Annotated in this window: 21 protein-coding genes; 2 read left to right on the top strand and 19 right to left on the bottom strand. The window is 73.1% G+C overall.

The window, feature by feature from the left end:
- Positions 1-372: 372 nt before the first annotated feature.
- The 15 genes from tyrS to infC all read right to left on the bottom strand — a co-directional run bounded on the left by tyrS (position 373) and on the right by infC (position 15,444).
- The gene (gene tyrS, locus ACYVOF_RS07065; RefSeq protein ID WP_460865082.1) at positions 373-1,659 is read right to left on the bottom strand and encodes a tyrosine--tRNA ligase; all 1,287 of its coding nucleotides are present in this window, start codon (positions 1,657-1,659) and stop codon (positions 373-375) included.
- A 25-nt stretch (positions 1,660-1,684) separates the two neighbouring features.
- On the bottom strand, positions 1,685-2,269 hold the full coding sequence (locus ACYVOF_RS07060) for a DNA-3-methyladenine glycosylase (protein WP_460865081.1): 585 nt from the start codon (positions 2,267-2,269) through the stop codon (positions 1,685-1,687).
- Positions 2,248-3,654, bottom strand: a complete 1,407-nt coding sequence (gene argH, locus ACYVOF_RS07055; protein WP_460865079.1) for an argininosuccinate lyase — start codon at positions 3,652-3,654, stop codon at positions 2,248-2,250. Before argH ends, ACYVOF_RS07060 begins: the two co-directional genes overlap by 22 nt.
- Positions 3,655-3,690: 36 nt before the next feature.
- On the bottom strand, positions 3,691-4,266 hold the full coding sequence (locus ACYVOF_RS07050) for an arginine repressor (RefSeq protein WP_460865087.1): 576 nt from the start codon (positions 4,264-4,266) through the stop codon (positions 3,691-3,693).
- Complete coding sequence (gene argF / locus ACYVOF_RS07045) at positions 4,242-5,165, bottom strand: ornithine carbamoyltransferase (protein ID WP_460865077.1); 924 nt, start codon at positions 5,163-5,165, stop codon at positions 4,242-4,244. The genes ACYVOF_RS07050 and argF overlap by 25 nt, the downstream gene beginning before the upstream one ends.
- On the bottom strand, positions 5,162-6,358 hold the full coding sequence (locus ACYVOF_RS07040; RefSeq protein WP_460865075.1) for an acetylornithine transaminase: 1,197 nt from the start codon (positions 6,356-6,358) through the stop codon (positions 5,162-5,164). The genes argF and ACYVOF_RS07040 overlap by 4 nt, the downstream gene beginning before the upstream one ends.
- On the bottom strand, positions 6,355-7,242 hold the full coding sequence (argB, locus tag ACYVOF_RS07035; RefSeq protein ID WP_460865073.1) for an acetylglutamate kinase: 888 nt from the start codon (positions 7,240-7,242) through the stop codon (positions 6,355-6,357). The genes ACYVOF_RS07040 and argB overlap by 4 nt, the downstream gene beginning before the upstream one ends.
- Positions 7,239-8,459, bottom strand: coding sequence for a bifunctional glutamate N-acetyltransferase/amino-acid acetyltransferase ArgJ (gene argJ, locus ACYVOF_RS07030; protein WP_460865072.1), 1,221 nt, complete (start codon positions 8,457-8,459; stop codon positions 7,239-7,241). Before argJ ends, argB begins: the two co-directional genes overlap by 4 nt.
- Entirely contained in the window at positions 8,456-9,478 is a 1,023-nt protein-coding gene (argC, locus tag ACYVOF_RS07025; protein WP_460865071.1) for an N-acetyl-gamma-glutamyl-phosphate reductase, read from the bottom strand. Before argC ends, argJ begins: the two co-directional genes overlap by 4 nt.
- 45 nt (positions 9,479-9,523) lie before the next feature.
- Complete coding sequence (pheT, locus tag ACYVOF_RS07020; RefSeq protein WP_460865069.1) at positions 9,524-11,998, bottom strand: phenylalanine--tRNA ligase subunit beta; 2,475 nt, start codon at positions 11,996-11,998, stop codon at positions 9,524-9,526.
- Between the two features lie 51 nt (positions 11,999-12,049).
- Entirely contained in the window at positions 12,050-13,072 is a 1,023-nt protein-coding gene (gene pheS, locus ACYVOF_RS07015) for a phenylalanine--tRNA ligase subunit alpha (RefSeq protein WP_460865085.1), read from the bottom strand.
- A 127-nt stretch (positions 13,073-13,199) separates the two neighbouring features.
- The gene (locus ACYVOF_RS07010; protein WP_460865083.1) at positions 13,200-14,030 is read right to left on the bottom strand and encodes a TrmH family RNA methyltransferase; all 831 of its coding nucleotides are present in this window, start codon (positions 14,028-14,030) and stop codon (positions 13,200-13,202) included.
- A complete protein-coding gene (gene rplT, locus ACYVOF_RS07005) occupies positions 14,027-14,416 on the bottom strand; it encodes a 50S ribosomal protein L20 (protein ID WP_460865067.1) in 390 nt (129 codons plus the stop codon). The genes ACYVOF_RS07010 and rplT overlap by 4 nt, the downstream gene beginning before the upstream one ends.
- 70 nt (positions 14,417-14,486) lie before the next feature.
- Positions 14,487-14,681, bottom strand: coding sequence for a 50S ribosomal protein L35 (rpmI, locus tag ACYVOF_RS07000; protein WP_460865066.1), 195 nt, complete (start codon positions 14,679-14,681; stop codon positions 14,487-14,489).
- 79 nt (positions 14,682-14,760) lie between these two features.
- Positions 14,761-15,444 carry a translation initiation factor IF-3 gene (gene infC / locus ACYVOF_RS06995; protein WP_460865064.1) on the bottom strand — a complete coding sequence of 228 codons (684 nt, stop codon included), beginning with the start codon at positions 15,442-15,444 and terminating at the stop codon, positions 14,761-14,763.
- A gap of 297 nt (positions 15,445-15,741) precedes the next feature.
- On the opposite strand from infC, the gene ACYVOF_RS06990 reads away from it, so the two are divergent.
- Entirely contained in the window at positions 15,742-16,116 is a 375-nt protein-coding gene (locus tag ACYVOF_RS06990; protein ID WP_460865062.1) for a DUF1844 domain-containing protein, read from the top strand.
- A 9-nt stretch (positions 16,117-16,125) separates the two neighbouring features.
- On the opposite strand, the gene uvrA is transcribed toward ACYVOF_RS06990, so the two are convergent.
- On the bottom strand, positions 16,126-19,056 hold the full coding sequence (gene uvrA / locus ACYVOF_RS06985) for an excinuclease ABC subunit UvrA (protein WP_460865061.1): 2,931 nt from the start codon (positions 19,054-19,056) through the stop codon (positions 16,126-16,128).
- A 198-nt stretch (positions 19,057-19,254) separates the two neighbouring features.
- On the opposite strand from uvrA, the gene ACYVOF_RS06980 reads away from it, so the two are divergent.
- On the top strand, positions 19,255-19,920 hold the full coding sequence (locus ACYVOF_RS06980) for an MBL fold metallo-hydrolase (protein ID WP_460865060.1): 666 nt from the start codon (positions 19,255-19,257) through the stop codon (positions 19,918-19,920).
- On the opposite strand, the gene ACYVOF_RS06975 is transcribed toward ACYVOF_RS06980, so the two are convergent.
- From ACYVOF_RS06975 to ACYVOF_RS06965, 3 genes are all read right to left on the bottom strand, one after another.
- On the bottom strand, positions 19,921-20,163 hold the full coding sequence (locus ACYVOF_RS06975) for a hypothetical protein (protein ID WP_460865058.1): 243 nt from the start codon (positions 20,161-20,163) through the stop codon (positions 19,921-19,923). It lies immediately after the preceding gene.
- Between the two features lie 187 nt (positions 20,164-20,350).
- The gene (locus ACYVOF_RS06970) at positions 20,351-20,680 is read right to left on the bottom strand and encodes a hypothetical protein (RefSeq protein WP_460865057.1); all 330 of its coding nucleotides are present in this window, start codon (positions 20,678-20,680) and stop codon (positions 20,351-20,353) included.
- Entirely contained in the window at positions 20,677-21,549 is an 873-nt protein-coding gene (locus tag ACYVOF_RS06965) for a phage major capsid protein (protein ID WP_460865055.1), read from the bottom strand. The genes ACYVOF_RS06970 and ACYVOF_RS06965 overlap by 4 nt, the downstream gene beginning before the upstream one ends.
- Positions 21,550-21,893: the final 344 nt, after the last annotated feature.

Here is a 21,893-nt window from a genome sequence, read left to right as displayed (position 1 = left end):
CACAAAACATAAATTTGGCACTGACATTCATCGACACACTGTTGAGTTCTCAAAGAACACACCCACACGCCAGAACCCAGTCCCAAGAACCAGATCCCGCAAGCGGGGCAACCACTCCAACCTACACACCCTGGTTCCGAGGAAGCAAGTCCCCGGTCCTGGGTGGCGACCGGACCTCGTCTGCGACACCGTCCGACCCCGGACTCTCGTCCGGTGCGTCCTACCGGGTGTCGCACCCGTTGTTCGCGGTGCAAGGAGAAAGTTACCCAGCCGGGCGGCTGAGGTCAAACGCCCAGCACAGCGCTGTCGCCTGCTCGTAACCCGCACGAAACCTGCAGGTCAGGCTGCCGTCGGCGGCGACGGTGGGCCCTTTCAGTCCCGACGCACCCGGATGCCGGCCGTGTGACGCCGCCCACGGCGCAGCACGAGCCAGGCGCCGTGCAGCAGGTCCTCCGGTGCCGGGGACCAGCTCTCCTGCGCCACCTTGGCGTTGTTCACCGAGACCCCGCCCTCCCCCACGGCCCGCCGCGCCGCGCCGCGGCTGGCGCACAGCCCGCTCGCCACCAGCAGCTCCACCACCGTCGGCCGGTCCGCGGCGGCCACCTCCGTCGTCCCCGCCTCGGCCAGGGCGGCGACCAGGGTCGGCTCGTCGAGGTCGCGCAGCTCGCCCCGGCCGAACAGCGCCTGGCTGGCGAGCTCCGCGCCCCGCGTCTGCGCCTCGCCGTGCACCAGCGTGGTCAGCTCGGCGGCGAGCCGCTTCTGCCCCGTCCGCAGCTGCGGGCGCTCCGCCGTCTCCGCGGCGATCGCGGCGATCTCGTCCGCCCCCAGGAAGGTGAACCACCGCAGGTAGCGCTCGACGTCGGCGTCGGCGGTGTTCACGAAGTACTGGTACCAGGCGTACGGGCTGGTCAGCTCCGGGTCCAGCCACACGCTGCCGCCCCCGGTGGACTTGCCCAGCTTGGTGCCGTCGGCCGCGGTGACCAGCGGGGTGGTCAGCGCGTGCACCGTGGCGCCCTCCACGCGGCGCACCAGGTCCACCCCGGCGACCACGTTGCCCCACTGGTCGGACCCGCCGATCTGCAGCGCGCACCCGAGCCTGCGGTGCAGCTGCAGGTAGTCGTGGGCCTGCAGCAGCACGTAGCTGAACTCCGTGAACGACATCCCGTCACCCTCGAGGCGCCGCTTGACCGTGTCCCGGGCGAGCATGACGTTGACCGAGAAGTGCTTGCCCACGTCGCGGAGGAAGTCCACGGTGGACAGCGAGCCGGTCCAGCTGAGGTTGTTCTCCGCCACCGCGCCCGTCGGGGAGTCGTCGAACTCCAGGAACCGGGCCAGCTGGGCGGCGATGCGCTCGGTCTGCTCGGCAACCTGCTCGCGGGACTGCATGACGCGCTCCCCCACCTCGCGCGGGTCCCCGATCTGGCCGGTCGCCCCACCCGCGAGCACGACGGGACGGTGCCCCGCCCGCTGCAGCCGCACCAGGGTCAGCACCTGCACCAGGTGGCCCGCGTGCAGGCTCGCCGCGGTGGGGTCGAAGCCGGCGTAGAGGGTCACCGGCCCGGCGTCGAGGTCACGGCGCAGGGCGTCGAGGTCGGTGTGCTGGGCGAGGAGCCCGCGCCAGGCGAGCTCGTCGAGGATGTGTTCGCGGGGTTCGGCCACGACCGCGATCCTCCCGCACCCCGGGTCAGCCGGGCGCGCGCGGGCTGCGCCGGTAGGCCGACACCGCCGGGGACGGCACCCAGAACCGCCACGCGACGTCGGCCGCCCCCGACACCCCCACCCGCCGGCCGCGGCGGACGCCCCGGGCGGGGGCACCCAGCTCGAGGCGCAGCCCGGCGCCGGCGGCGAGCAGGTCCGTCCCGTCGTCGGCCAGGGTCAGCCCCAGGGCGGCGGCGAGGTTGCCCGGCCCGCGCGCCAGGTCCGCCGGGCGTCGGGCCGCCGGACGTCGTGACCCCGCGACGTCGGACCCGGCCACCACCTCGCCGGCCCGCAGCAGCACGGCCGAACCGGTGCCCGTGAAGCCCGTGCTCACGTTCACGCAGGTGTGGATCCCGTAGGACAGGTAGGCGTAGAGGTGCCCGGGCGGGCCGAACATCACCGCGTTGCGGGGCGTGGGGCCGCGCACGGCGTGCGACGCCGGGTCGTCCGCGCCGCCATAGGCCTCCACCTCGACGAGCCGCACGCTGACACCGCGACCGTGCAGCACCGCGCCCAGCAGCGCACGGGCCGAGCGCGGCGGCGCTCCGGCTAGGCGGTCGCGCTCGTCCACGGCCGCAGCTCGGCGGAGCGGGCGCGCACCCCGGCCAGCTGCTCGGCCACCCGCACCCCCGCGGTGCCGCCGAGGGCGTCGCGGGAAGCGACCGACCCGGCCACGGTGAGCACGTCGCGCACCGCCGGGGTCAGGTGCGGGTCGACCGCGGCCAGCTCGTCGTCGGTCAGCTCGGCCAGGCCCACCCCCCGGCCCTCCGCGGCGCGCACGCAGCCCCCGGCCGCCTCGTGGGCGACCCGGAACGGCACCCCCTGGCGCACCAGCCACTCCGCCACGTCGGTGGCCAGGGTGAAGCCGGCCGGGGCGAGCTCGGCCATGCGGTCGGTGTGGAAGTCCAGGGTCGCCACCAGGCCGGTGACGGCGGGCAGCAGCAGCTCGAGCTGGGCGACGGAGTCGAAGACCGGCTCCTTGTCCTCCTGCAGGTCCCGGTTGTAGGCCAGCGGCTGCGCCTTGAGGGTGGCCAGCAGCCCGGCCAGGTTGCCGATCAGCCGGCCCGACTTGCCCCGCGTCAGCTCGGCCACGTCGGGGTTCTTCTTCTGCGGCATGATCGACGACCCCGTCGACCAGGCGTCGGCCAGCGTCACGTAGCCGAACTCGGCGGTCGACCAGAGGATGACCTCCTCGGCCAGCCGGGACAGGTCGACGGCGACCATGGCGAGCACGAAGGCGGCCTCGGCGGCGAAGTCCCGCGAGCTGGTCGCGTCGATGGAGTTCTCCGCGGCCCGGTCGAACCCGAGCTCGGCGGCGACCGCGGCCGGGTCGAGCCCCAGCGAGGAGCCCGCCAGCGCCCCCGACCCGTACGGCGACACCGCCAACCGCGCGTCGAGGTCGCGGACGCGGTCGACGTCGCGCAGCAGCGGGTGGGTGTGGGCGAGCAGGTGGTGCGCGAGCAGGACGGGCTGGGCGTGCTGCAGGTGCGTGCGCCCGGGCATCACCGCGTCCGGGTGGGCCGCGGCCTGCCCGAGAAGTGCGTCGACGACGTCGAGCACCCCGCCGGCGACCACCCGCACGGCGCCGCGCAGCCACATCCGGAACAGGGTGGCCACCTGGTCGTTGCGGGAACGACCCGCCCGGAGCCGGCCGCCGACCTCCGGCCCGACCCGCTCGATGAGGCCGCGCTCCAGCGCCGAGTGCACGTCCTCGTCGTCCGGGGCGGGGGTGAACGCGCCCCGGGCGACGTCGTCGGCCAGCCGGCCCAGCCCGTCGAGCATGGTGGCCAGGTCGGCGTCGGTGAGCAGGCCCGCGGCGTGCAGCACCCGGGCGTGGGCCTGCGAGGCGCGGACGTCGTGCGGGGCGAGCACCCAGTCGAAGTGGGTCGACTTGCTCAACGCCGCCATGGCCTCCGCGGGCCCGCTGGCGAACCGCCCGCCCCACAGCGCGCTCACGACCGTCCCCCGGCGAGGTGGGTGGGCAGGCCGGCGTCAGGCATGGCGGGGGTGCTCCTCGTGCTGCGGGGGGGTGGGTCCGACCCGGCGGGCCAGGCCCGCCAGGGTGTCGGCGAGCTGGGCGCCGGTGTGGGGCTCGCGGGCGATGACGGCGACGGTGTCGTCGCCGGCGATGGTGCCGACGACACCGGCGAGTGCCGCCCGGTCGACCGCGCTGGCCAGGTACTGGGCCGCACCGGGCACGGTGCGCAGCACGGCCAGGTTGCCGCTGTGGTCGGTGGCGACGAGGACGTCGTCGAGCAGCCGCGCCAGCCGCTCGGTGCCGCCCTCGACGGCCCCGTTGACGACCCGCTGCACCAAGCTGCCGTCCTCGGGCACCACGTAGCGCCCGGACCCGCTGTCGACCCCGCGCAGCTTGACGGCCCCGAGGTCGTCGAGGTCGCGCGAGAGGGTCGCCTGGGTGACCTCGACGCCCTCGGCGGCGAGCAGCGCGGCGAGCTCGGCGTGGCTGCGCACGGTGCGCTCGGCGAGCAGCGCGACCACCCGCGCCTGGCGCGCGGTGCGGGACAGCGGTGGTGCCACCGCGGTCACCCGCGGTCCAGCAGCCAGCAGAGCAGGGCCTTCTGCGCGTGCAGCCGGTTCTCGGCCTCGTCCCACACCGCGCTGCCGGGGGCGTCGAGCACCTCGTCGGTGATCTCGTCGCCGCGGTGCGCGGGCAGGCAGTGCAGCACCACCGGGTCGGCCGCGGCAAGGGCCACGAGGCCCGGGTTGACCTGGAACGGCCGGAAGGGCCGCACCCGGTCGAGCCCGTCGTCCTCCTGGCCCATGGAGGTCCAGGTGTCGGTGACCAGGACGTCCGCCCCGTCGGCCCCGGCCTCGGCGGAGGTGGTGGTGGCCACGCTGCCGCCGGTCTCGGCCGCCCGGCGCCGGGCGTCGTCGAGCACGGCCGGGTCCGGGTCGAAGCCCTCCGGTGCTGCCACGGTGACGTGCATTCCCGCGGTGACCCCGCCGAGCAGCAGGGAGTGCGCCATGTTGTTGGCACCGTCGCCGAGGTAGGTCATGCGCAGCCCCGCGGTGGTGCCCTTGCGCTCGCGCACGGTCTGCAGGTCGGCGAGCACCTGGCAGGGGTGGAACTCGTCGGACAGGGCGTTGACCACGGGCACGCTCGCCCCGTGGGCCATGAGCTCGAGCCGCTTCTGGGCGAAGGTCCGCCACACCACGGCCTCGACGTAGCGGGAGAGCACCCGCGCGGTGTCGTCGATGGTCTCCTCCCGGCCCAGCTGCATGGTGCGGCCGTCGACGACGACGGCGTGCCCGCCGAGCTGGGCCACCCCGACCTCGAAGGACACCCGGGTGCGGGTCGAGCTCTTCTCGAAGATGACGGCCACGCCGCGCGGGCCCTCGAGGGGGCGCCGGGAGAACGGCTGAGCCTTGAGGGCGGCGGCGAGGTCGAGCACCTCGGCCTGCTCGGCCGGGGTGAGGTCGTCGTCGCGGAGGAAGTGCCTTCTCACGAGCCGGCCTCCTGGGCTGCGGTGTCGAGCACGGCGGGCAGGGCGGCGAGGACGTGGCGGACCTGCTCGTGGGTCAGGACCAGCGGCGGGGCGAGGCGCACCACGTCGGGCCCGGTGGCGTTGAGCAGGAACCCGGCGTCGCGGGCCGCGGTGACCACGGCGGGGCCGGCGGGCGCGGTGAGCACCACGCCGAGCAGCAGCCCACGACCGCGCACGTGGTCGACCAGCGGGTGCCCCAGGGCCTCGATCCCCCCGGCGAGCTCCTTGCCCACCGCGGCGGCGTGGGCGACGAGGTCCTCCTCGCGCAGCGTGTCCAGGACGGCCAGCGCGGCCGCGCAGCACACGGGGTTGCCGCCGAAGGTGGTGCCGTGCTGGCCGGGGCCCATGAGGTCCGCGGCATCCCCGAGGCCCAGGCAGGCGCCGATGGGCAGGCCGCCGCCGAGGCCCTTGGCCAGGGTGATGACGTCGGGGACGATGCCCGCCGCCTGGTGGGCGAGGAAGGTGCCGGTGCGCCCGATCCCGGTCTGCACCTCGTCGAGCACCAGCAGCGCCCCGTGGCGGCGGGTGACCTCGCGGGCCGCGGCCAGGTAGCCCTCGGGCGGGACGACGACGCCGCCCTCGCCCTGGACCGGCTCGAGGAAGACCGCGGCGGTGTCACCGTCCACGGCGGCCTCGAGGGCGGCGGCGTCGCCGTAGGGGACGAACTCCACGCCGGCGGGCATGGGCTCGAACGGGGCCCGCTTGGCGGGCTGCCCGGTCAGCGCGAGCGCGCCCATGGTGCGGCCGTGGAAGGCGCCCTCCGCGGCGATGATCCGCGGCCGGCCGGTGAGCCGGGCGAGCTTGAACGCCGCCTCGTTGGCCTCGGCCCCGGAGTTGGTGAACAGCACCCGACCGGGGGTGCCGACGTGGGCCAGCAGCTCCTCGGCGAGCCGGATTGACGGCTCGGCGAGGAACAGGTTGGAGACGTGGCCGAGCGTGCCGATCTGCTCGGTGACGGCAGCGACCACCGCGGGGTGGGCGTGGCCCAGGGCGTTGACGGCGATGCCACCGAGCAGGTCGAGGTAGTCGCGGCCGTCGGCGTCGGTCACCACCGCCCCCGACCCGCGGACCAGGGCCAGCGGCGGGGTGCCGTAGTTGTCCATCAGGCTGGCGCGCCAGCGTTCCTGCAGCGCGGCGGTGCCGGCCCCGGTCACGGGGTGGCCCCGGTGTGGTCCTCGGTCACCATGGTGCCGATCCCTTCGGTCGTGAACAGCTCGAGCAGCACCGCGTGCGGGGTGCGGCCGTCGATGACGTGGGCGGTGGGGACGCCGCCGCGCACGGCGCGCAGGCAGGCCTCCATCTTGGGGACCATCCCGGCGTCGAGGCCCGGCAGCAGCGCCTCGACCTCGTCGGCGGTGATCTGCGAGCGCAGCGAGGACCGGTCGGGCCAGTCGGTGTAGAGGCCCTCGACGTCGGTGAGCACGACGAGCTTCTCCGCCCCGAGCGCCGCCGCGAGCGCGCCCGCGGCGGTGTCGGCGTTGACGTTGTGCACCACGCCGTCGACGTCGGGGGCGATCGAGGAGATGACGGGGATGCGTCCGGCGGCGACGAGGTCGAGCACCGCGTCGGGGTTGACGGCGACGACGTCCCCGACAAGCCCGACGTCGACGGTCTCGCCGTCGACGGTGGCGCCCCGGCGGGCGGCGGTGAGCAGGTGCGCGTCCTCCCCGGACAGCCCGACGGCGAGCGGGCCGTGGGCGTTGAGCAGCCCGACGAGCTCGCGGCCGACCTGGCCGAACAGCACCATCCGGACGACGTCCATCACCTCGGGGGTCGTCACCCGCAGGCCGCCGCGGAACTCGCCCTGCAGGCCGAGCCGGCTGAGCATGGCGCTGATCTGCGGGCCGCCGCCGTGGACCACGACGGGGTGCACCCCCGCGGTGCGCAGGAACACCACGTCCTGCGCGAAGGCGCGCTTGAGCTCGTCGTCGACCATGGCGTTGCCGCCGTACTTGACCACGACGACCTTGCCGCGGAAGCGCTGCAGCCACGGCAGCGCCTCGACGAGGACCTCGGCCTTCTCCCCCGGCGTGCTCACGAGCTGTACGCCGAGTTCTCCTCGACGTACCCGTGGCTCAGGTCCGTGGTGCGGATGCTCGCCGCGTGCTCCCCGACGCCGAGGTCGATCTCCAGGCTGATGCGCTGCCCGGACAGGTCGACCTCCCGGGCCCCCGGGGCACCGACCCCGTCGACGCACACCGGCGCCCCGTCGAACGACACGGCGATGCGGTCGGGGTCGACGACGGCGGGGGCCATCCCCACCGCGGCGACGACGCGGCCCCAGTTCGGGTCGGAGCCGAACAGCGCCGTCTTGACCAGGCTGTCCCGGCCCACCGTGCGGGCGGTGGCCAGGGCGTCGTCCTCGCTGGCCGCGCCGGAGACGGTGATGGTGACGTGCTTGGTGGCGCCCTCCGCGTCGGCCATCAGCTGCTCGGCGAGGTCGTCGAGCACCGCGGTCACCGCGGCGGTGAGCGTCGCCGGGTCGGGGGTGTGCTCGCTCGCCCCGGAGGCCAGCAGCAGCACCGTGTCGTTGGTGGAGGTGGCGCCGTCGACGTCGAGCCGGTCGAGGGTGGCGGCGGTGGCGGCGCGCAGCGCGGCGTCGAGGTCGGCCGGGGTGGCCACGGCGTCGGTGGTGACGACGCAGAGCATGGTGGCCAGCGACGGGGCGAGCATGCCGGCGCCCTTGGCCATGCCGCCCACGGTGAACCCGTCGGCGTGCAGCGCGGCCTGCTTCGGCACGGAGTCGGTGGTCATGATCGCGCGGGCGGCGTCGAGGCCCCCGACGAGGCCGCCGGCGAGCTCGTGGACGACCTCGTCGACCCCGGGCAGCAGCCGGTCCATGGGCAGCCGGTCTCCGATGAGCCCGGTGGAGCACACCGCGACCTCGGCCGCCCCCGTCTCGGTGCCCCAGCTGCTCAACGTGGCGGCGAGCCGCTCCGCGGTGGTGTGGGTGTCGACGAACCCGGGCGAGCCCGTGCACGCGTTGGCGCCGCCGGAGTTCAGGACGACGGCGCGCACGGCGCCGTGGGAGAGCACCTGCCTGCTCCACAGCACGGGCGCGGCCTGCACCTTGTTGCGGGTGAACACCCCGGCCGCGGCGAGGTCGGGGCCCTCGTTGAGCACCAGCGCCACGTCGAGCGCGCCGGAGGCCTTGAGCCCGGCGGCGACGCCCGCCGCCTTGAACCCCGCCGCGGCGGTCACCCCCCGGTCACGCCCGACGGTGCCGGTGCTCGTGCCGGTGCCGGTGCTGGTCACGGTGCCACTCCCACGGTGCTCAGGCCGGTGGTCTCCGGCAGGCCGCGGGCGAGGTTCATGCACTGCACGGCCGCGCCCGCGGTCCCCTTGGTCAGGTTGTCGATCGCGGCCACGACCACGAGCCGGCCGGCGTCGGCGTCCACCGCCACCCCGACCGACACCGTGTTCGACCCGAGCACGGAGCCCGTGGTGGGGAACGTGCCGGCGGGCAGGAGGTGGCAGAACGGCTCGTCGGCGAACGCGGCCGCGTACGCCGCGCGCACCGTCTCCTCGTCCGCCGTGGTGGCCGCGGAGCAGGTCGCGAGGATGCCGCGCGGCATGGGGGCCAGGACGGGGGTGAACGACACCCGGACCGGGCCGCCCGCGACGGCGGAGAGGTTCTGCACCATCTCGGGGGTGTGGCGGTGCACCCCACCGACGCCGTAGGCGCTGACCGAGCCCATCACCTCGGAGCCCAGCAGCGAGGTCTTCGCCGCCCGGCCCGCCCCGGAGGTGCCGCTCACCGCGACCACGCTGACGTCGGGCTCGCAGAGCCCGGCCGCCAGCGCCGGGGCGAGCGCGAGGCTCGCCGCCGTCGGGTAGCAGCCGGGGACGGCGACCCGGGTGGCGCCGCGCAGCTGCTCGCGCGCACCGGGCAGCTCGGGCATGCCGTACGGCCAGCTGCCCGCGTGCACCCCGCCGTAGAACCGCACCCAGGCCTCGGGGTCGGTGAGCCGGTAGTCGGCGCCGCAGTCGATGACGACGCAGGAGGCGGGCAGCTTGCCCGCGAGGGCGGCGCTGTAGCCGTGGGGCAGGGCGAGGAACACCACGTCGTGCTGCTCGAGCGTGGCGACGCTGGTGTCCTCGATGACGCGGTCCGCGAGCGGCACGAGGTGCGGCTGGTGCTCGCCGAGCCGGCTGCCGGTGCTGCCCCCCGCGGTCAGCGCCCCGATCTCCACCTCGGGGTGCCCCAGCAGGAGGCGGAGCAGCTCACCCCCGGCGTAGCCACTCGCGCCGGCCACCGCGACCCGTGTCGTCATGCGAACAATTATGCACGATCATGCAAGCGCATCCACACCGGGGGCTCAGCCGCGGAGCGTCGCCCCTGTCACCCGGTGGGCCTCGGCCACGGCCGCGTCGCGGGCCGCGCTGGCCTCGTCCTCGGTCAGCGTGCGGTCGGGGGCGCGGAAGCGGAGCGCGAACGCCAGCGACGCACGACCCTCGCCGACCTGCGCGCCGCGGTAGACGTCGAACAGCCGCAGGTCCTCCAGCAGCGCACCCCCGCCGACGCGCAGCGCGTCGGCCACGGACTCGGCGGGGACCGCGTCGTCGACCACCACGGCGACGTCCTGCAGCAGCGGCGGGAACGGTGAGACGGCCGGAGCAGGGAGCACCGGCGCCAGCGGCAGCGCGTCGAGGTCCAGCTCGACGGCCACGGTGCGGGCGGGCAGCCCCGAGCGCTCGACGACGGCCGGATGCAGCTCACCGGCCCAGCCGACGGCCTGCTCCCCGACCCGCAGCCGGGCGCAGCGGCCGGGGTGGAAGGGGGCGCGCTCCCCCGCCTCGGCGACCAGGGTGACGCCGGCGGCCGAGGCGACGACCTGCGCCAGCGCGATCGCGTCGTGCACCTCGGCGGCCCGGCCCGGGCCCCACCAGCCGGCCGGCTCCCAGCGGCCGGCGAGCACGGCGGCGACGTGCACCGGCTGCGCGGGCAGCGAGGCGGCCAGCGCGGCCAGCTCGTCCTCGCTGGGGCGGCGGTCGACGGCGAGGCGGTCCACCGGCTCGGGCTCGCCGTCGGGCAGCACCACCTGGGCCACCGAGAACAGGGCGACGTCGCGTTGCCCGCGGGAGACGTTGCGGGTCAGCGCCTCGAGCAGCGAGGGCAGCAGCGTGGTGGCGAGCCGGCCCCGGTCGGCCTCCAGCGGGTTCAGCACGGCCGCGGTCCGCCGCAGCGGGTCGTCGTCGGCCAGGCCCCACGCGTCGAACACCCCGGCGGGCAGGAAGACCGACGGCAGCACCTCGGTGCAGCCGGCCGCGGCCAGGGCCCGGGAGACGGCCCGGCGCCGGCGCTGCACCGGGGTGAGCCCGCGGCCCGGGGGCGCCGCGGGCAGCACCGAGGGGATCGCGTCGTAGCCCTCGAGGCGGAGCACCTCCTCGACGAGGTCGGCGGGCTGGGTGAGGTCGGGCCGCCACGTGGGCGGGGTGACCCGCAGCAGCGCGGTGCCGTCCGGCGCCTGCTCGGGGACGACGGTGGCCCCGATCTCGGCCAGCCGCGCGGCGGCCGCCCCGACGGGGTAGGTCGTCCCCGCGACGCGGTCGGGCAGGTCCACGGGCACGACGACGTCAGCGGGTACGGGCACGCCGCCGACGTCGGTGCGGCCGGGCTCGACGGTGCCGCCGGCGATGTCGGCGAGCAGGTGCGCGGCCCGGTCGAGCGCCACGGCGGACAGCGCCGGGTCGACGGCGCGCTCGTAGCGGCGGCTGGCCTCGCTGGGCAGCTTGTGGTGCCGCGCGGTGCGGGCGATGAGCACGGTGTCCCACACCGCGGCCTCGAGCAGCACGGTGGTGGTGCCGTCGTGGACCTCGGTGCTCGCCCCGCCCATGACCCCGGCCAGCGACACCGGCCCGGTGTCGTCGCTGATGACGACGTCGCCGTCGACCAGGGTGCGCACCGCGCCGTCGAGGGTGGTCAGGCGCTCCCCCGCGGCGGCGACGCGCACGTGCAGGCCCCCGGTGACCCGGTCGGCGTCGAAGGCGTGCAGGGGGTGGCCGAGCTCGAGCATGACGTAGTTGGTCACGTCGACCGCGGGCGAGATGGGGCGGACCCCGGCCAGCAGCAGCCGCCGGGCCAGCCACCACGGGGTGCGGGCGGCGGGGTCGAGGCCGGTGACGCGGCGCGCGGTGAAGCGGGTGCAGCGGGCGTCGTCGTCGACGGTGACGTCCCAGGACGGGCCGTCGGCGTCCGGGGCGGGGCCGGCGCCGCGGTCGGTGTGGGGGACGCCGAACGCGCTGGCGAGCTCGCGGGTCAGCCCGCGCACCGAGAAGCAGTAGCCGCGGTCGGGGGTGATGGCGAGGTCGATGACGGTGTCGTCGAGGCCCAGCACCGCGTGGGCGTCCGCGCCCGGCTCGGCCGTGGCGGGGGGCAGCACCATGATCCCGGCGTGGTCCGTGCCGAGGCCCAGCTCGCGGGCCGAGCAGATCATCCCGTCGGACACGTGGTCGTAGGTGGTCCGGGCGGCGATGCGGAAGTCCCCGGGCAGCACCGCGCCGGGCAGGGCGACGACGACGAGGTCGCCCACGGCGAAGTTGCGGGCGCCGCAGACGATGCCGCGGGGCTCGTCCTCCCCCACCTCCACCCGGCAGAACCGGATCGGCTTCTTGAACTGCGTGAGCTCGGTGACCTCGGCGACACGGCCGACGACCAGCGGACCGGTCACGGGGCCGAGGCCGGCGACCTCCTCGACCTCGAGGCCGACCCGCACGAAGGCGTCCGCGACCTCGTCGGGCTGCTGCGTGGGCAGCGCCAGCTCGTCGGCCAGCCAGGACAGGGGAACTCGCACGTCAGGTCACGCTCTCTCGGTCGGGGGTGCGGGGGCGGGGGCCGCAGGCGGCTAGTACTGGACGCCGAAGGGCTGGGTGAACCGCACGTCACCCTCGACCATGTCGCGCATGTCGGAGATGCCGTTGCGGAACATCAGCGTCCGCTCGATGCCCATCCCGAACGCGAAGCCCGAGTACCGCTCCGGGTCGACGCCGCAGGCGCGCAGCACGTTGGGGTTGACCATGCCGCAGCCACCCCACTCCACCCAGCCGGCACCGCCCTTCTTCTGCGGGAACCACACGTCGGGCTCCGCGGACGGCTCGGTGAACGGGAAGTAGGAGGGCCGCATGCGGATGCGCGACTCCGGGCCGAACATGGCGCGGGCGAACGCGTCGAGCGTGCCCTTGAGGTGGGCCATGGTCAGCCCCTCGGCGACGGCCAGGCCCTCGATCTGGTGGAACACCGGGGTGTGGGTGGCGTCGAGCTCGTCGGTGCGGAACGTCCGGCCCGGGCACACCACGAACAGCGGCAGGTCGCGGGTCAGCAGCGAGCGGACCTGCACCGGGCTGGTGTGGGTGCGCAGCACCTGCCGGGAGCCCTCGGGGGCGACGTGGAAGGTGTCCTGCATCGTGCGCGCGGGGTGGTCGGGCAGGAAGTTCAGCGCGTCGAAGTTGAAGTGCTCGGTCTCGAGCTCGGGGCCCTCGGCGACCTCCCAGCCCATGGCGACGAAGACGTCGGCCACCTGCTCCTGCAGCGCCGTGATGGGGTGACGTGCCCCGGCCGGGCGGCGCGAGGCGGGCAGGGTGACGTCGACCGACTCGGCGACGAGGACAGCGGCGTCGCGCTCCGCGGCGAGGGTCTCGCGGCGGGCGTCGTGCGCGGCCTGCACGGCCTGGCGGACCTCGTTGACCCGCTTGCCCGCGTCGGACCGGGCGGCGGGCGGCAGCGCACCGAGCTCGCGGCGGGCCAGCAGCACCGGCGAGCGGTCCCCCAGGTGCGCCGTGCGGGCCGCGGCGAGCTCGTCGAGGGTGCCGGCGGCGGCGAACGCCTGCTCGGCGTCGGCGCGGGCCTGCTCGAGCGCGGCGGGCTGCAGCGTGGCGACCTGCTTGGGGTCGTAGGGGTCGTTGGTTCCGGACACGGGCACCAGTATCGCGGGTGGCCCGGCCGGGTCCGGCCACCCCCCGGCCGGGCGGGCGCTCAGCTGCGCCGCGCCCCGGCGCTCAGGTGCGCTGCGCCTGCGCGCTCGCGTAGAGGCAGAGCCCGGCTGCGACGGCCAGGTTCAGGCTCTCGGCGCGGCCGTGCACGGGGATGCGCACCCGGGCGTCGGCGGCCGCGGCCACGTCGGCGGGCAGGCCGTGGGCCTCGCTGCCGAGCAGCCACGCCGTGGGCCGGCGCAGGTCGAGCGCGGCGGACCACAGCTCGGCCTCGCCGTCGGCGGCGGTGGCCAGCACCTGCACCCCGGCCCGGCGCAGCCCGGCCAGCACGGTCGCGGTGGCGCGCTCGCGGACCACGGGCAGGTGGAACAGGCTGCCGGTGCTGGCCCGCACGGCCTTGCCGTTGTGCGGGTCGACGCAGTCTCCGGCCAGCACCACCGCGTCGGCCCCGGCGGCGTCGGCCACGCGCACCACGGTGCCGACGTTGCCGGGCTCGCCGACGTCGACGGGCACGGCGAGCAGCCGCGGTCGGGCGTCGAGCACGGCGTCGAGGGCGGCGTCGACGGTGGCGCACACGGCGACGAGGCCCTGCGGGGTGACGGTGTCGGACAGCGCGGCGGCCGCCCGCTCGGTGACCGGGCTGACGAGCGCACCCGCGGCCGTGGCCGCCGCGAGCAGGTCGGCCTCCCGGGCGGCGGCGGAGGCGGTGACGAACAGCTCCCGGACCGCGCCGGCGGCCAGCGCCTCGCCGACCGCGTGGGCGCCCTCGCAGAGGAACTGGCCCCGCTCGCGGCGCGCGGCGCTGCGGTGGAGCTTCACAGCGGCGACGACCCGCGGGGTCCGTTCGGTGAACGGGTCCGCGGGTCGTCGGTCGTGCGCTGGGCGCTCGGTGCTCAGGCGGCGTCCACGGCGGGCGCGTTGACGTCGCCGGGCAGGCTGGCCTTGGCCAGCTCGACCAGGGTGGCGAAGACGGCCGGGTCGTGCACGGCCAGGTCGGCCAGCACCTTGCGGTCGACCTCGAGGCCGGAGGCCTTGATGCCCTGCATGAAGCGGTTGTAGGTCATGTCGTTCGCGCGGGCCGCAGCGTTGATGCGCTGGATCCACAGCTTGCGGAACTCGCCCTTGCGCGCCCGGCGGTCCCGGTAGGCGTAGGTCATCGAGTGGAGCATCTGCTCCTTGGCCTTGCGGTACAGCCGCGAGCGCTGCCCGCGGTAGCCGCTGGCCGACTCGAGGACGGTGCGACGCTTCTTCTGGGCGTTGACGGCCCTCTTCACGCGTGCCACAGGTAGATCCTTGTCGTCAGGGGCGGCGGGCTGGGCTCAGCCGCCCGGGTGGGTCGTGCGGGGGGACCGGTCAGCGGCCGAGGAGGCGCTTGACGCGGCTGACGTCGTTCGGGGCGATGTCCGTGGTGCCGGCGAGGCGGCGGGTGCGCTTGCTCGACTTGTGCTCGAGCAGGTGGCGCTTGTTGGCCTTCTCGCGACGCAGCTTGCCGCTGCCGGTCACCTTCACGCGCTTGGAGGTGCCGCTGTGCGTCTTCATCTTGGGCATGGTTCGTCCCTGTCGTCGGTGGTGCGTCGGTGGGCAGGCGCCGCCGCCCGCCCCGGTGGGGGGCGGACGGGCGGCGCGCTCAGCCCTGGGCTGGTGCTGGCGCCTGGGTGGTGGCCCCGGACACGGCCTCGGTGGCGGCCGTGGGCGGCGGTGCGTCCGCGGGCGAGACCGGGGTGGTCGAGCCGGAGCCGGACGCGGAGTCCACGCCCTGCTGCGCCTTGACCCGGGTCTTCGCGCCCTTGTGCGGGGCGAGGACCATGGTCATGTTGCGGCCGTCCTGCTTGGCCGAGGTCTCCACGTAGCCGAGGTCGACGACGTCCGCGCCGAGGCGCTGCAGCAGCCGGAACCCCAGCTCGGGGCGGGACTGCTCGCGTCCGCGGAACATGATCGTGACCTTGACCTTGTGGCCGGCCTCGAGGAACCGGACCACGTTGCGCTTCTTGGTCTCGTAGTCGTGCGAGTCGATCTTGGGCCGGAGCTTCTGCTCCTTGACCACGGTCATCTGCTGGTTCTTCCGGGACTCGCGCGCCTTCTGCGCGGTCTCGTACTTGAACTTGCCGTAGTCCATGAGCTTGCACACCGGCGGCCTGGCCTCGGGGGCGACCTCGACCAGGTCGAGATCGGCCTCCACGGCCAGGCGGAGTGCGTCTTCCACGCGGACGATCCCCACCTGCTCACCGTTGGGTCCGACGAGTCGGACCTCCGGGACGCGGATGCGGTCGTTGATGCGGGTCTCAGCGCTGATGGGGCCTCCTCGGTTCACTGACGTGCTGTCACGACCGAGCGTCGTCCTGCCCACGAACGAGGCCCCGACGCCGGTGGCGTGCGGGGCCCGTGTCGACCGGTCGGTCCCCGTCGGGGACGCTCCACCGCGAGGTGGTGACCGGACCTCTGCACTGCTGGGCCGGCTCGCGCCGGTCACGTCGTCCAGGGGTGGGAGCGGGGCTCCACTTGCTGCCCGGGACGGATCCCGGGCGGTCGTGTCCCCAGGCTACCAGGTGCGAGGTGCCGCGATCACCCCCGTGCACGTGCGGCCGGACCGGGTGCCACGCTGGTGCGCATGTCCAGCGACGCCGAACCCACCGCACCCGGTCCCACCTCGGCCGCCGGCGAGCCGACCACGCGGGAGCTGGCCGAGGTGCCCGCCGTCGAGGTCATCACCCGGGCGGCCGTGATGCTCATGTCCGCTGCGGCCGAGAAGCTGGGCCTCGGTGACGCCGACCCCGACCGCAGCCCGCACCGCGACCTCGACGAGGCCCGCCGGCTCATCGATGCGCTCGCCGGGCTGGTCACCGCGTCGCGCGCCGACCTCGGCTTCCACGCCGCCCCGCTGCGCGACGGCCTGCAGGCGCTGCAGCGCGCGTTCCGGGAGTCGTCGGTGCACCCCGACGAGCCCGGCCAGGCCCCCGGCGAGAAGCTGACCGGCCCGGTCTGACCCGCCGCGCTACCGCGCGACCGCGGCCTGGCGGCGGGTGCTGCCGCCCGACCCGCTGCGGCGCCGGGCCGGGGCCTGCTCCACCGCGGGCAGCACGTCGCGCAAGAACCTGCCCGTGTAGCTGGCCTCGACGGTGGCGACGTGCTCCGGCGTGCCCTCCGCGACCAGGGTGCCGCCGCCCGAGCCGCCCTCGGGGCCCATGTCGATGACCCAGTCCGAGGTCTTGATGACGTCGAGGTTGTGCTCGATGACGAACACCGAGTTGCCCTTCTCGACGAGCCCGTCGACGACCCCGAGCAGCTTGCGGACGTCCTCGAAGTGCAGGCCCGTCGTCGGCTCGTCGAGCACGTAGACGGTGCGCCCGGTGGAGCGCTTCTGCAGCTCGGCGGCCAGCTTGACGCGCTGCGCCTCGCCACCGGAGAGCGTCGGCGCGGGCTGGCCCAGCCGGACGTAGCCGAGACCGACGTCCACGAGGGTCTTGAGGTAGCGGTGGATGGAGCTGATGGGCTCGAAGAACTCCGCCGCCTGCTCGATGGGCAGGTCGAGCACCTCGGCGATCGTCTTGCCCTTGTAGTGCACCTCGAGGGTCTCGCGGTTGTAGCGCGCCCCGTGGCAGACCTCGCACGGCACGTAGACGTCGGGCAGGAAGTTCATCTCGATCTTGAGCGTGCCGTCGCCCGAGCACGCCTCGCAGCGGCCGCCCTTGACGTTGAAGGAGAACCGGCCCGGCTGGTAGCCGCGGACCTTGGCCTCGGTGGTGCCGGCGAACAGGGTGCGGATCTTGTCGAACACCCCGGTGTAGGTGGCCGCGTTGGACCGCGGGGTGCGGCCGATGGGCGACTGGTCGACCTGCACCAGCTTGTCGAGTTGGTCGAGGCCGTTGACGCGGGTGTGGCGGCCCGGCACCTGGCGGGCACCGTTGAGCTTGTTCGCCATCACCGTGGCGAGGATGTCGTTGACCAGGGTGGACTTCCCCGAGCCGGACACGCCGGTGACCGTGCACAGCACGCCGAGCGGGAAGCTGACGTCGATGCCGTGCAGGTTGTGCTCGCGCGCGCCGACGACGGTCAGCTGGCGCTTGCGGTCGACCTTGCGACGCCGGGCGGGCACCGGGATGGTCTCGCGACCCGACAGGTAGGCCCCGGTGATGGACTCGGTGTTGGTGAGCAGGTCCGCGTAGGACCCGCTGTGGACGACCTTGCCGCCGTGCTCGCCGGCGCGGGGGCCGATGTCGACGACCCAGTCCGAGGTGCGGATGGTGTCCTCGTCGTGCTCGACGACGATGAGGGTGTTGCCGAGGTCGCGCAGCCGGGTGAGCGTGTCGATCAGGCGTCGGTTGTCGCGCTGGTGCAACCCGATGGACGGCTCGTCGAGCACGTAGAGCACCCCGACCAGGCCGGACCCGATCTGGGTGGCCAGCCGGATGCGCTGGGCCTCGCCGCCGGAGAGCGTGCCGGCGGCGCGGTCGAGGGAGAGGTACTCCAGGCCGACGTCGAGCAGGAAGCCCAGCCGCGCCTGCACCTCCTTGAGCACCGACCCGGCGATGACGGCCTCGCGGCCGCCGAGGGTCATCCCGTTGAGGAACTCGGCGCAGTCGGAGACCGACAGGGCGCACACCTCGGCGATGGACTTGGGCCCGAACTCGTCGCTGGCCATGGTGACGGCCAGGATCTCCGGCTTGAGCCGGGTGCCCTGGCAGGCGGGGCAGGGCACCTCCCGCATGTAGCCGTCGTACTTCTCCTTCATGTACTCCGACTCGGTCTGGTCCATGCGGCGGTGCAGGAAGGGCATGACGCCCTCGAACGCGGCGTAGTAGGACCGGGTGCGGCCGTAGCGGTTGCGGTACTTGACGTGCACCTGCTCGCTGCTGCCCTCCAGCACCGCGCGACGCGCCTTCGCCGGCAGCTTCTTCCACGGGGTGCGCACGTCGAAGGCCATGGCGTCGGCCAGGCCGGTGAGCAGGCGGCCGAAGTACTCCGCGTTCTGCCCGCCGGCCCACGGGGCGATGGCGCCGTCGGCCAGGCTCAGCTCGTCGTCCGGGACGACCAGCTCGGGGTCGACCTCCTTGCGCACGCCCAGCCCGACGCACTCCGGGCACGCGCCGTACGGGGAGTTGAACGAGAACGAGCGCGGCTCCAGGTCGTCCACCGCCAGGGCGTGCCCGTTGGGGCAGGCCATCTTCTCGGAGAAGCGCCGCTCGCGGGCCGGGTCGTCCTCCTCGAGGTCGACGAAGTCGAGGACGATGACGCCCTCGGCCAGGCGCAGCGCGGTCTCCACCGAGTCGGTGAGCCGCTGCTTCGAGGTCGGCTTGACGCTGAGGCGGTCGACGACCACCTCGATGTCGTGCTTCTCCTGCTTCTTCAGCTTGGGGGGGTCGGTCAGCGGGTGGACCGTGCCGTCGACGCGGACCCGGGCGTAGCCCTGCTGCTGCAGCGACTCGAACAGGTCGACGAACTCGCCCTTGCGGGTGCGGACCACGGGGGCCAGCACCTGGAAGCGCGCGCCCTCCTCCATCTCGAGGACCTGGTCGACGATCTGCTGCGGGGTCTGCCGCGAGATGTGCTCGCCGCAGACGGGGCAGTGCGGGGTGCCGGCGCGGGCGTAGAGCAGCCGGAGGTAGTCGTAGACCTCGGTGATCGTGCCCACGGTGGAGCGGGGGTTGCGGTTGGTCGACTTCTGGTCGATCGACACCGCCGGCGAGAGGCCCTCGATGAAGTCGACGTCGGGCTTGTCCATCTGGCCCAGGAACTGCCGCGCGTACGCCGAGAGCGACTCGACGTAGCGGCGCTGGCCCTCGGCGAAGATGGTGTCGAACGCCAGGCTGGACTTGCCGGAGCCCGACAGGCCGGTGAACACGATCATGGCGTCGCGGGGCAGGTCGAGGTCCACGCCGCGCAGGTTGTGCTCACGGGCTCCGCGGATCACCAGGCGGTCGGCCACAGGGTTCCTCTCGGTCAGGGGTGGTGCAGGTCGGCGGGTCCACGCCGCACGCCCACCGCCGTCGGCCGGCTCGCTCGCGGCACTGCTCGCGGGACCCGGCGGGGGCCGTCCCATCGTAGGGGCGGGCACCGACACGAACCCGCCGAGCCGCAGCGGTGCTGTGCGCCACCGGGCGGGTCCGGCGGTAGCGTGCCCGGAATGCAGCTCGACGACTACACCGGCACGGTCACCCCCGGCGGCGCCCCGCAGCGCAAGCAGGTCCCCGGCGGCTCCATCACCAAGATGTCGGTGGGACCGATGGACAACAACGCCTACCTCGTGGTGGACGACGCCAGCGGCAAGTCCCTGCTCATCGACGCCGCGAACGACGCGGACCGGCTCACCGAGCTGCTCGACGAGCACGCCCCCGAGCTGGCCCTGGTGGTCACGACCCACCAGCACGGCGACCACTGGCAGGCCCTCGCCGACGTCGTCGGGGGCCACGGCTCCCCCACCGCCGCGCACGCCGCCGACGCCGCGGCGCTGCCCGTCACCCCCGACCGCGAGCTCGCCCACGGCGACACCGTCGAGGTGGGCGGGCTCACCCTCGAGGTCATCCACCTGCGGGGGCACACCCCGGGCTCGGTCGCGCTGCTGCTGCGCGCGGGCGACGACCTGCACCTGTTCACCGGGGACTCGCTGTTCCCTGGGGGTCCTGGAAGGACAACAAGCCCTGAGGACTTCACGAGCCTGATGGACGACTTGGAGAGCCGCGTCTTCGGCGTGCTGCCGGACAGCACGGTCGTCTACCCCGGCCACGGGCGTGACACGAATCTTGGCGTCGAGCGTCCCAGTCTGGGCGAGTGGCGTCAGCGCGGCTGGTAGTCAGTCATCGAAGAGAGCCAGCCCTCGGCTGCGGAACTCTGCGAACGCGTTCTCCGGGGGAACGCCTGAGGCTTCGGCCAGCCCGATGACTAGCAAGCCCACCATGCCGTAGGTGAGCGCGGTTAGTTCCTGCGTGTTTGCGCATTCCTCGATCACTCGGTTCATTTCGTCTAGGTCCCCATGCGTCACGGCCTCAGCGGCAGACAGCACTGTCTCGAACAGCAAGCCCTGCTCGGGCGTCATTGCAGACATCGTGGCCCTTCCAAACCTCACCGATCCCCGCGAAGAGACCGGCTGCGCAACTTGCGCGTTTCGACAGTCCCACGGAGCACCGACTAAGTGCGCGACACCTGACGGCACACGACAGCCCGGGTCTCTACGGGGGAAATATCTAGAGACCCGGGCTGTCGGTCAAACAACCTACAGAGCGTCAGCCTGCGGTCCGGCGCAGACCGTCGAGCACGACTCTCTCGACCAGCGTCCACCCGCTGAACACGCCGCCGACCTCGTTGTAACTGCCCGCCTCAATGCGCCGCGCGTGGCTCGGGTTGCTCAGGCTGCGGGCGGCGGCGGACAGGATGACGGCACCAAAGGCGTCATCGCACGCACCGAACACGTCCACCAGGCCCCGACCGCGCGTGTGGGCCAATGCCAGCATCTTGACCGTCTCAACGTGCTGGTCGGCCTGGGCAATGAGTTCCGGCGCGGACGGCCAGCCAAGGTAGGCAAGCACGTCCGCGCCAGTCGGAATCTGACTCATGCGGTAAGCCCGCTCATCTTTACAACGGCCTTCGGGTTCAAGGGCTTTGCGTCGTAACGAGTCACAACACGTAGCCCAACCTCGTCAGTCTGGGCAAATGTTTCCTTTAGCACTGTGACGGACGGTGCCAAGTCACGGGCAACGGCAATCTGCGAGAAATCGACCAAGTAAATTGTCTCTGTCTTAGTCGTAGTTCCCTGCTGAGGCAGGAAGTTGGTAACCACAACCGGAATGCCAAAGAGTGTAAAACTACCCGGCGCGCTTGGGTTTGGCTCCAACTGAAAGCGAGCCTGGCCGTCAACCAACTTCCGCAATTTCAGCCACTGGTTCGGCGTCATCACGAATTTCAACGCGGCAGTGTTGACATTTGCAGATAGTGCAAGGCCCCACATATCCAGCAGCCATTCGAGCGTCACGGTCGCGTTTGACTTAACGATTGTCTGAACGCCTGAGTAGCCACCGATTCCGAGCGGCTGCGTGGCTGTAGTCGAATCAGACCACAACTGCTGATCCAACTTCGTAGCAACGTCAGAAACAAGACGCTGCTTCAGCACCTGGTCCAAAGCCACGACTGACTGACGGGCCATTTCATTCGAAAATTTAAGAATTGTCTTGATCGACTGCATTGACGACGGCATAAGGCTTACCTCACCGAAATCAACATCTGAAAATGGAATGCTTGCCGACTCGCCCACGAACCCCACCGGCTGCGCAGTCTGAGTCAGGCTGGGAACCTTTAACGGTCCCGAGGTATTAAAGATAGTCGGACCCTGCTGCAAGAAAGTGCTTGCCTGCTCTAGTGGCTGCACAAGAATCTTTGCAACTGTGGTCTGGATTAGTTCATTTGCAACGTTTGTTGTTACGGTCATTGTCTGTACCTCAAAAGATTAGATTTAATCCCGTGAGGTACCCGACCTGCAACGGCAAACTAGTAGGCACCTGGCCCACTGCAATCTATTGAGATTGCACGTTCACAACTGAATCGGCATTTGGGCATAAAAGTAGCCACCTGGCTTGAATGGACACTCGCGCCAGGTGGCTACCAACCCTTGGGTATCCCTACCCACTTTAAATATCGGCAATATCTACGTTCATTCAGGCTGCTAGCAAATCGTCCAATGTCATACCCGCAGCACCGACAACGTGGCTCATCCCAATCGGGGGTGTAGGAGTTGGGGTCTGAAGCCGCCGGTCTCGAGCAGGCTTCGGGCGA

The sequence above is a fragment of the Rhodococcus aerolatus genome (assembly GCF_054783215.1).
This window is presented reverse-complemented; position numbering and strand designations above follow the sequence as displayed.

Excerpts from the sequence above, each read along its gene's own strand:
- ACYVOF_RS06980 (WP_460865060.1), top strand. The coding sequence starts at position 19,255 with ATGCAGCTCGACGACTACACCGGCACGGTCACCCCCGGCGGCGCCCCG.
- argC (WP_460865071.1), bottom strand. The coding sequence starts at position 9,478 with ATGACGACACGGGTCGCGGTGGCCGGCGCGAGTGGCTACGCCGGGGGT.
- ACYVOF_RS06990 (WP_460865062.1), top strand. The coding sequence starts at position 15,742 with ATGTCCAGCGACGCCGAACCCACCGCACCCGGTCCCACCTCGGCCGCC.
- ACYVOF_RS06965 (WP_460865055.1), bottom strand. The coding sequence starts at position 21,549 with ATGACCGTAACAACAAACGTTGCAAATGAACTAATCCAGACCACAGTT.
- ACYVOF_RS06970 (WP_460865057.1), bottom strand. The coding sequence starts at position 20,680 with ATGAGTCAGATTCCGACTGGCGCGGACGTGCTTGCCTACCTTGGCTGG.
- ACYVOF_RS06975 (WP_460865058.1), bottom strand. The coding sequence starts at position 20,163 with ATGACGCCCGAGCAGGGCTTGCTGTTCGAGACAGTGCTGTCTGCCGCT.
- rpmI (WP_460865066.1), bottom strand. The coding sequence starts at position 14,681 with ATGCCCAAGATGAAGACGCACAGCGGCACCTCCAAGCGCGTGAAGGTG.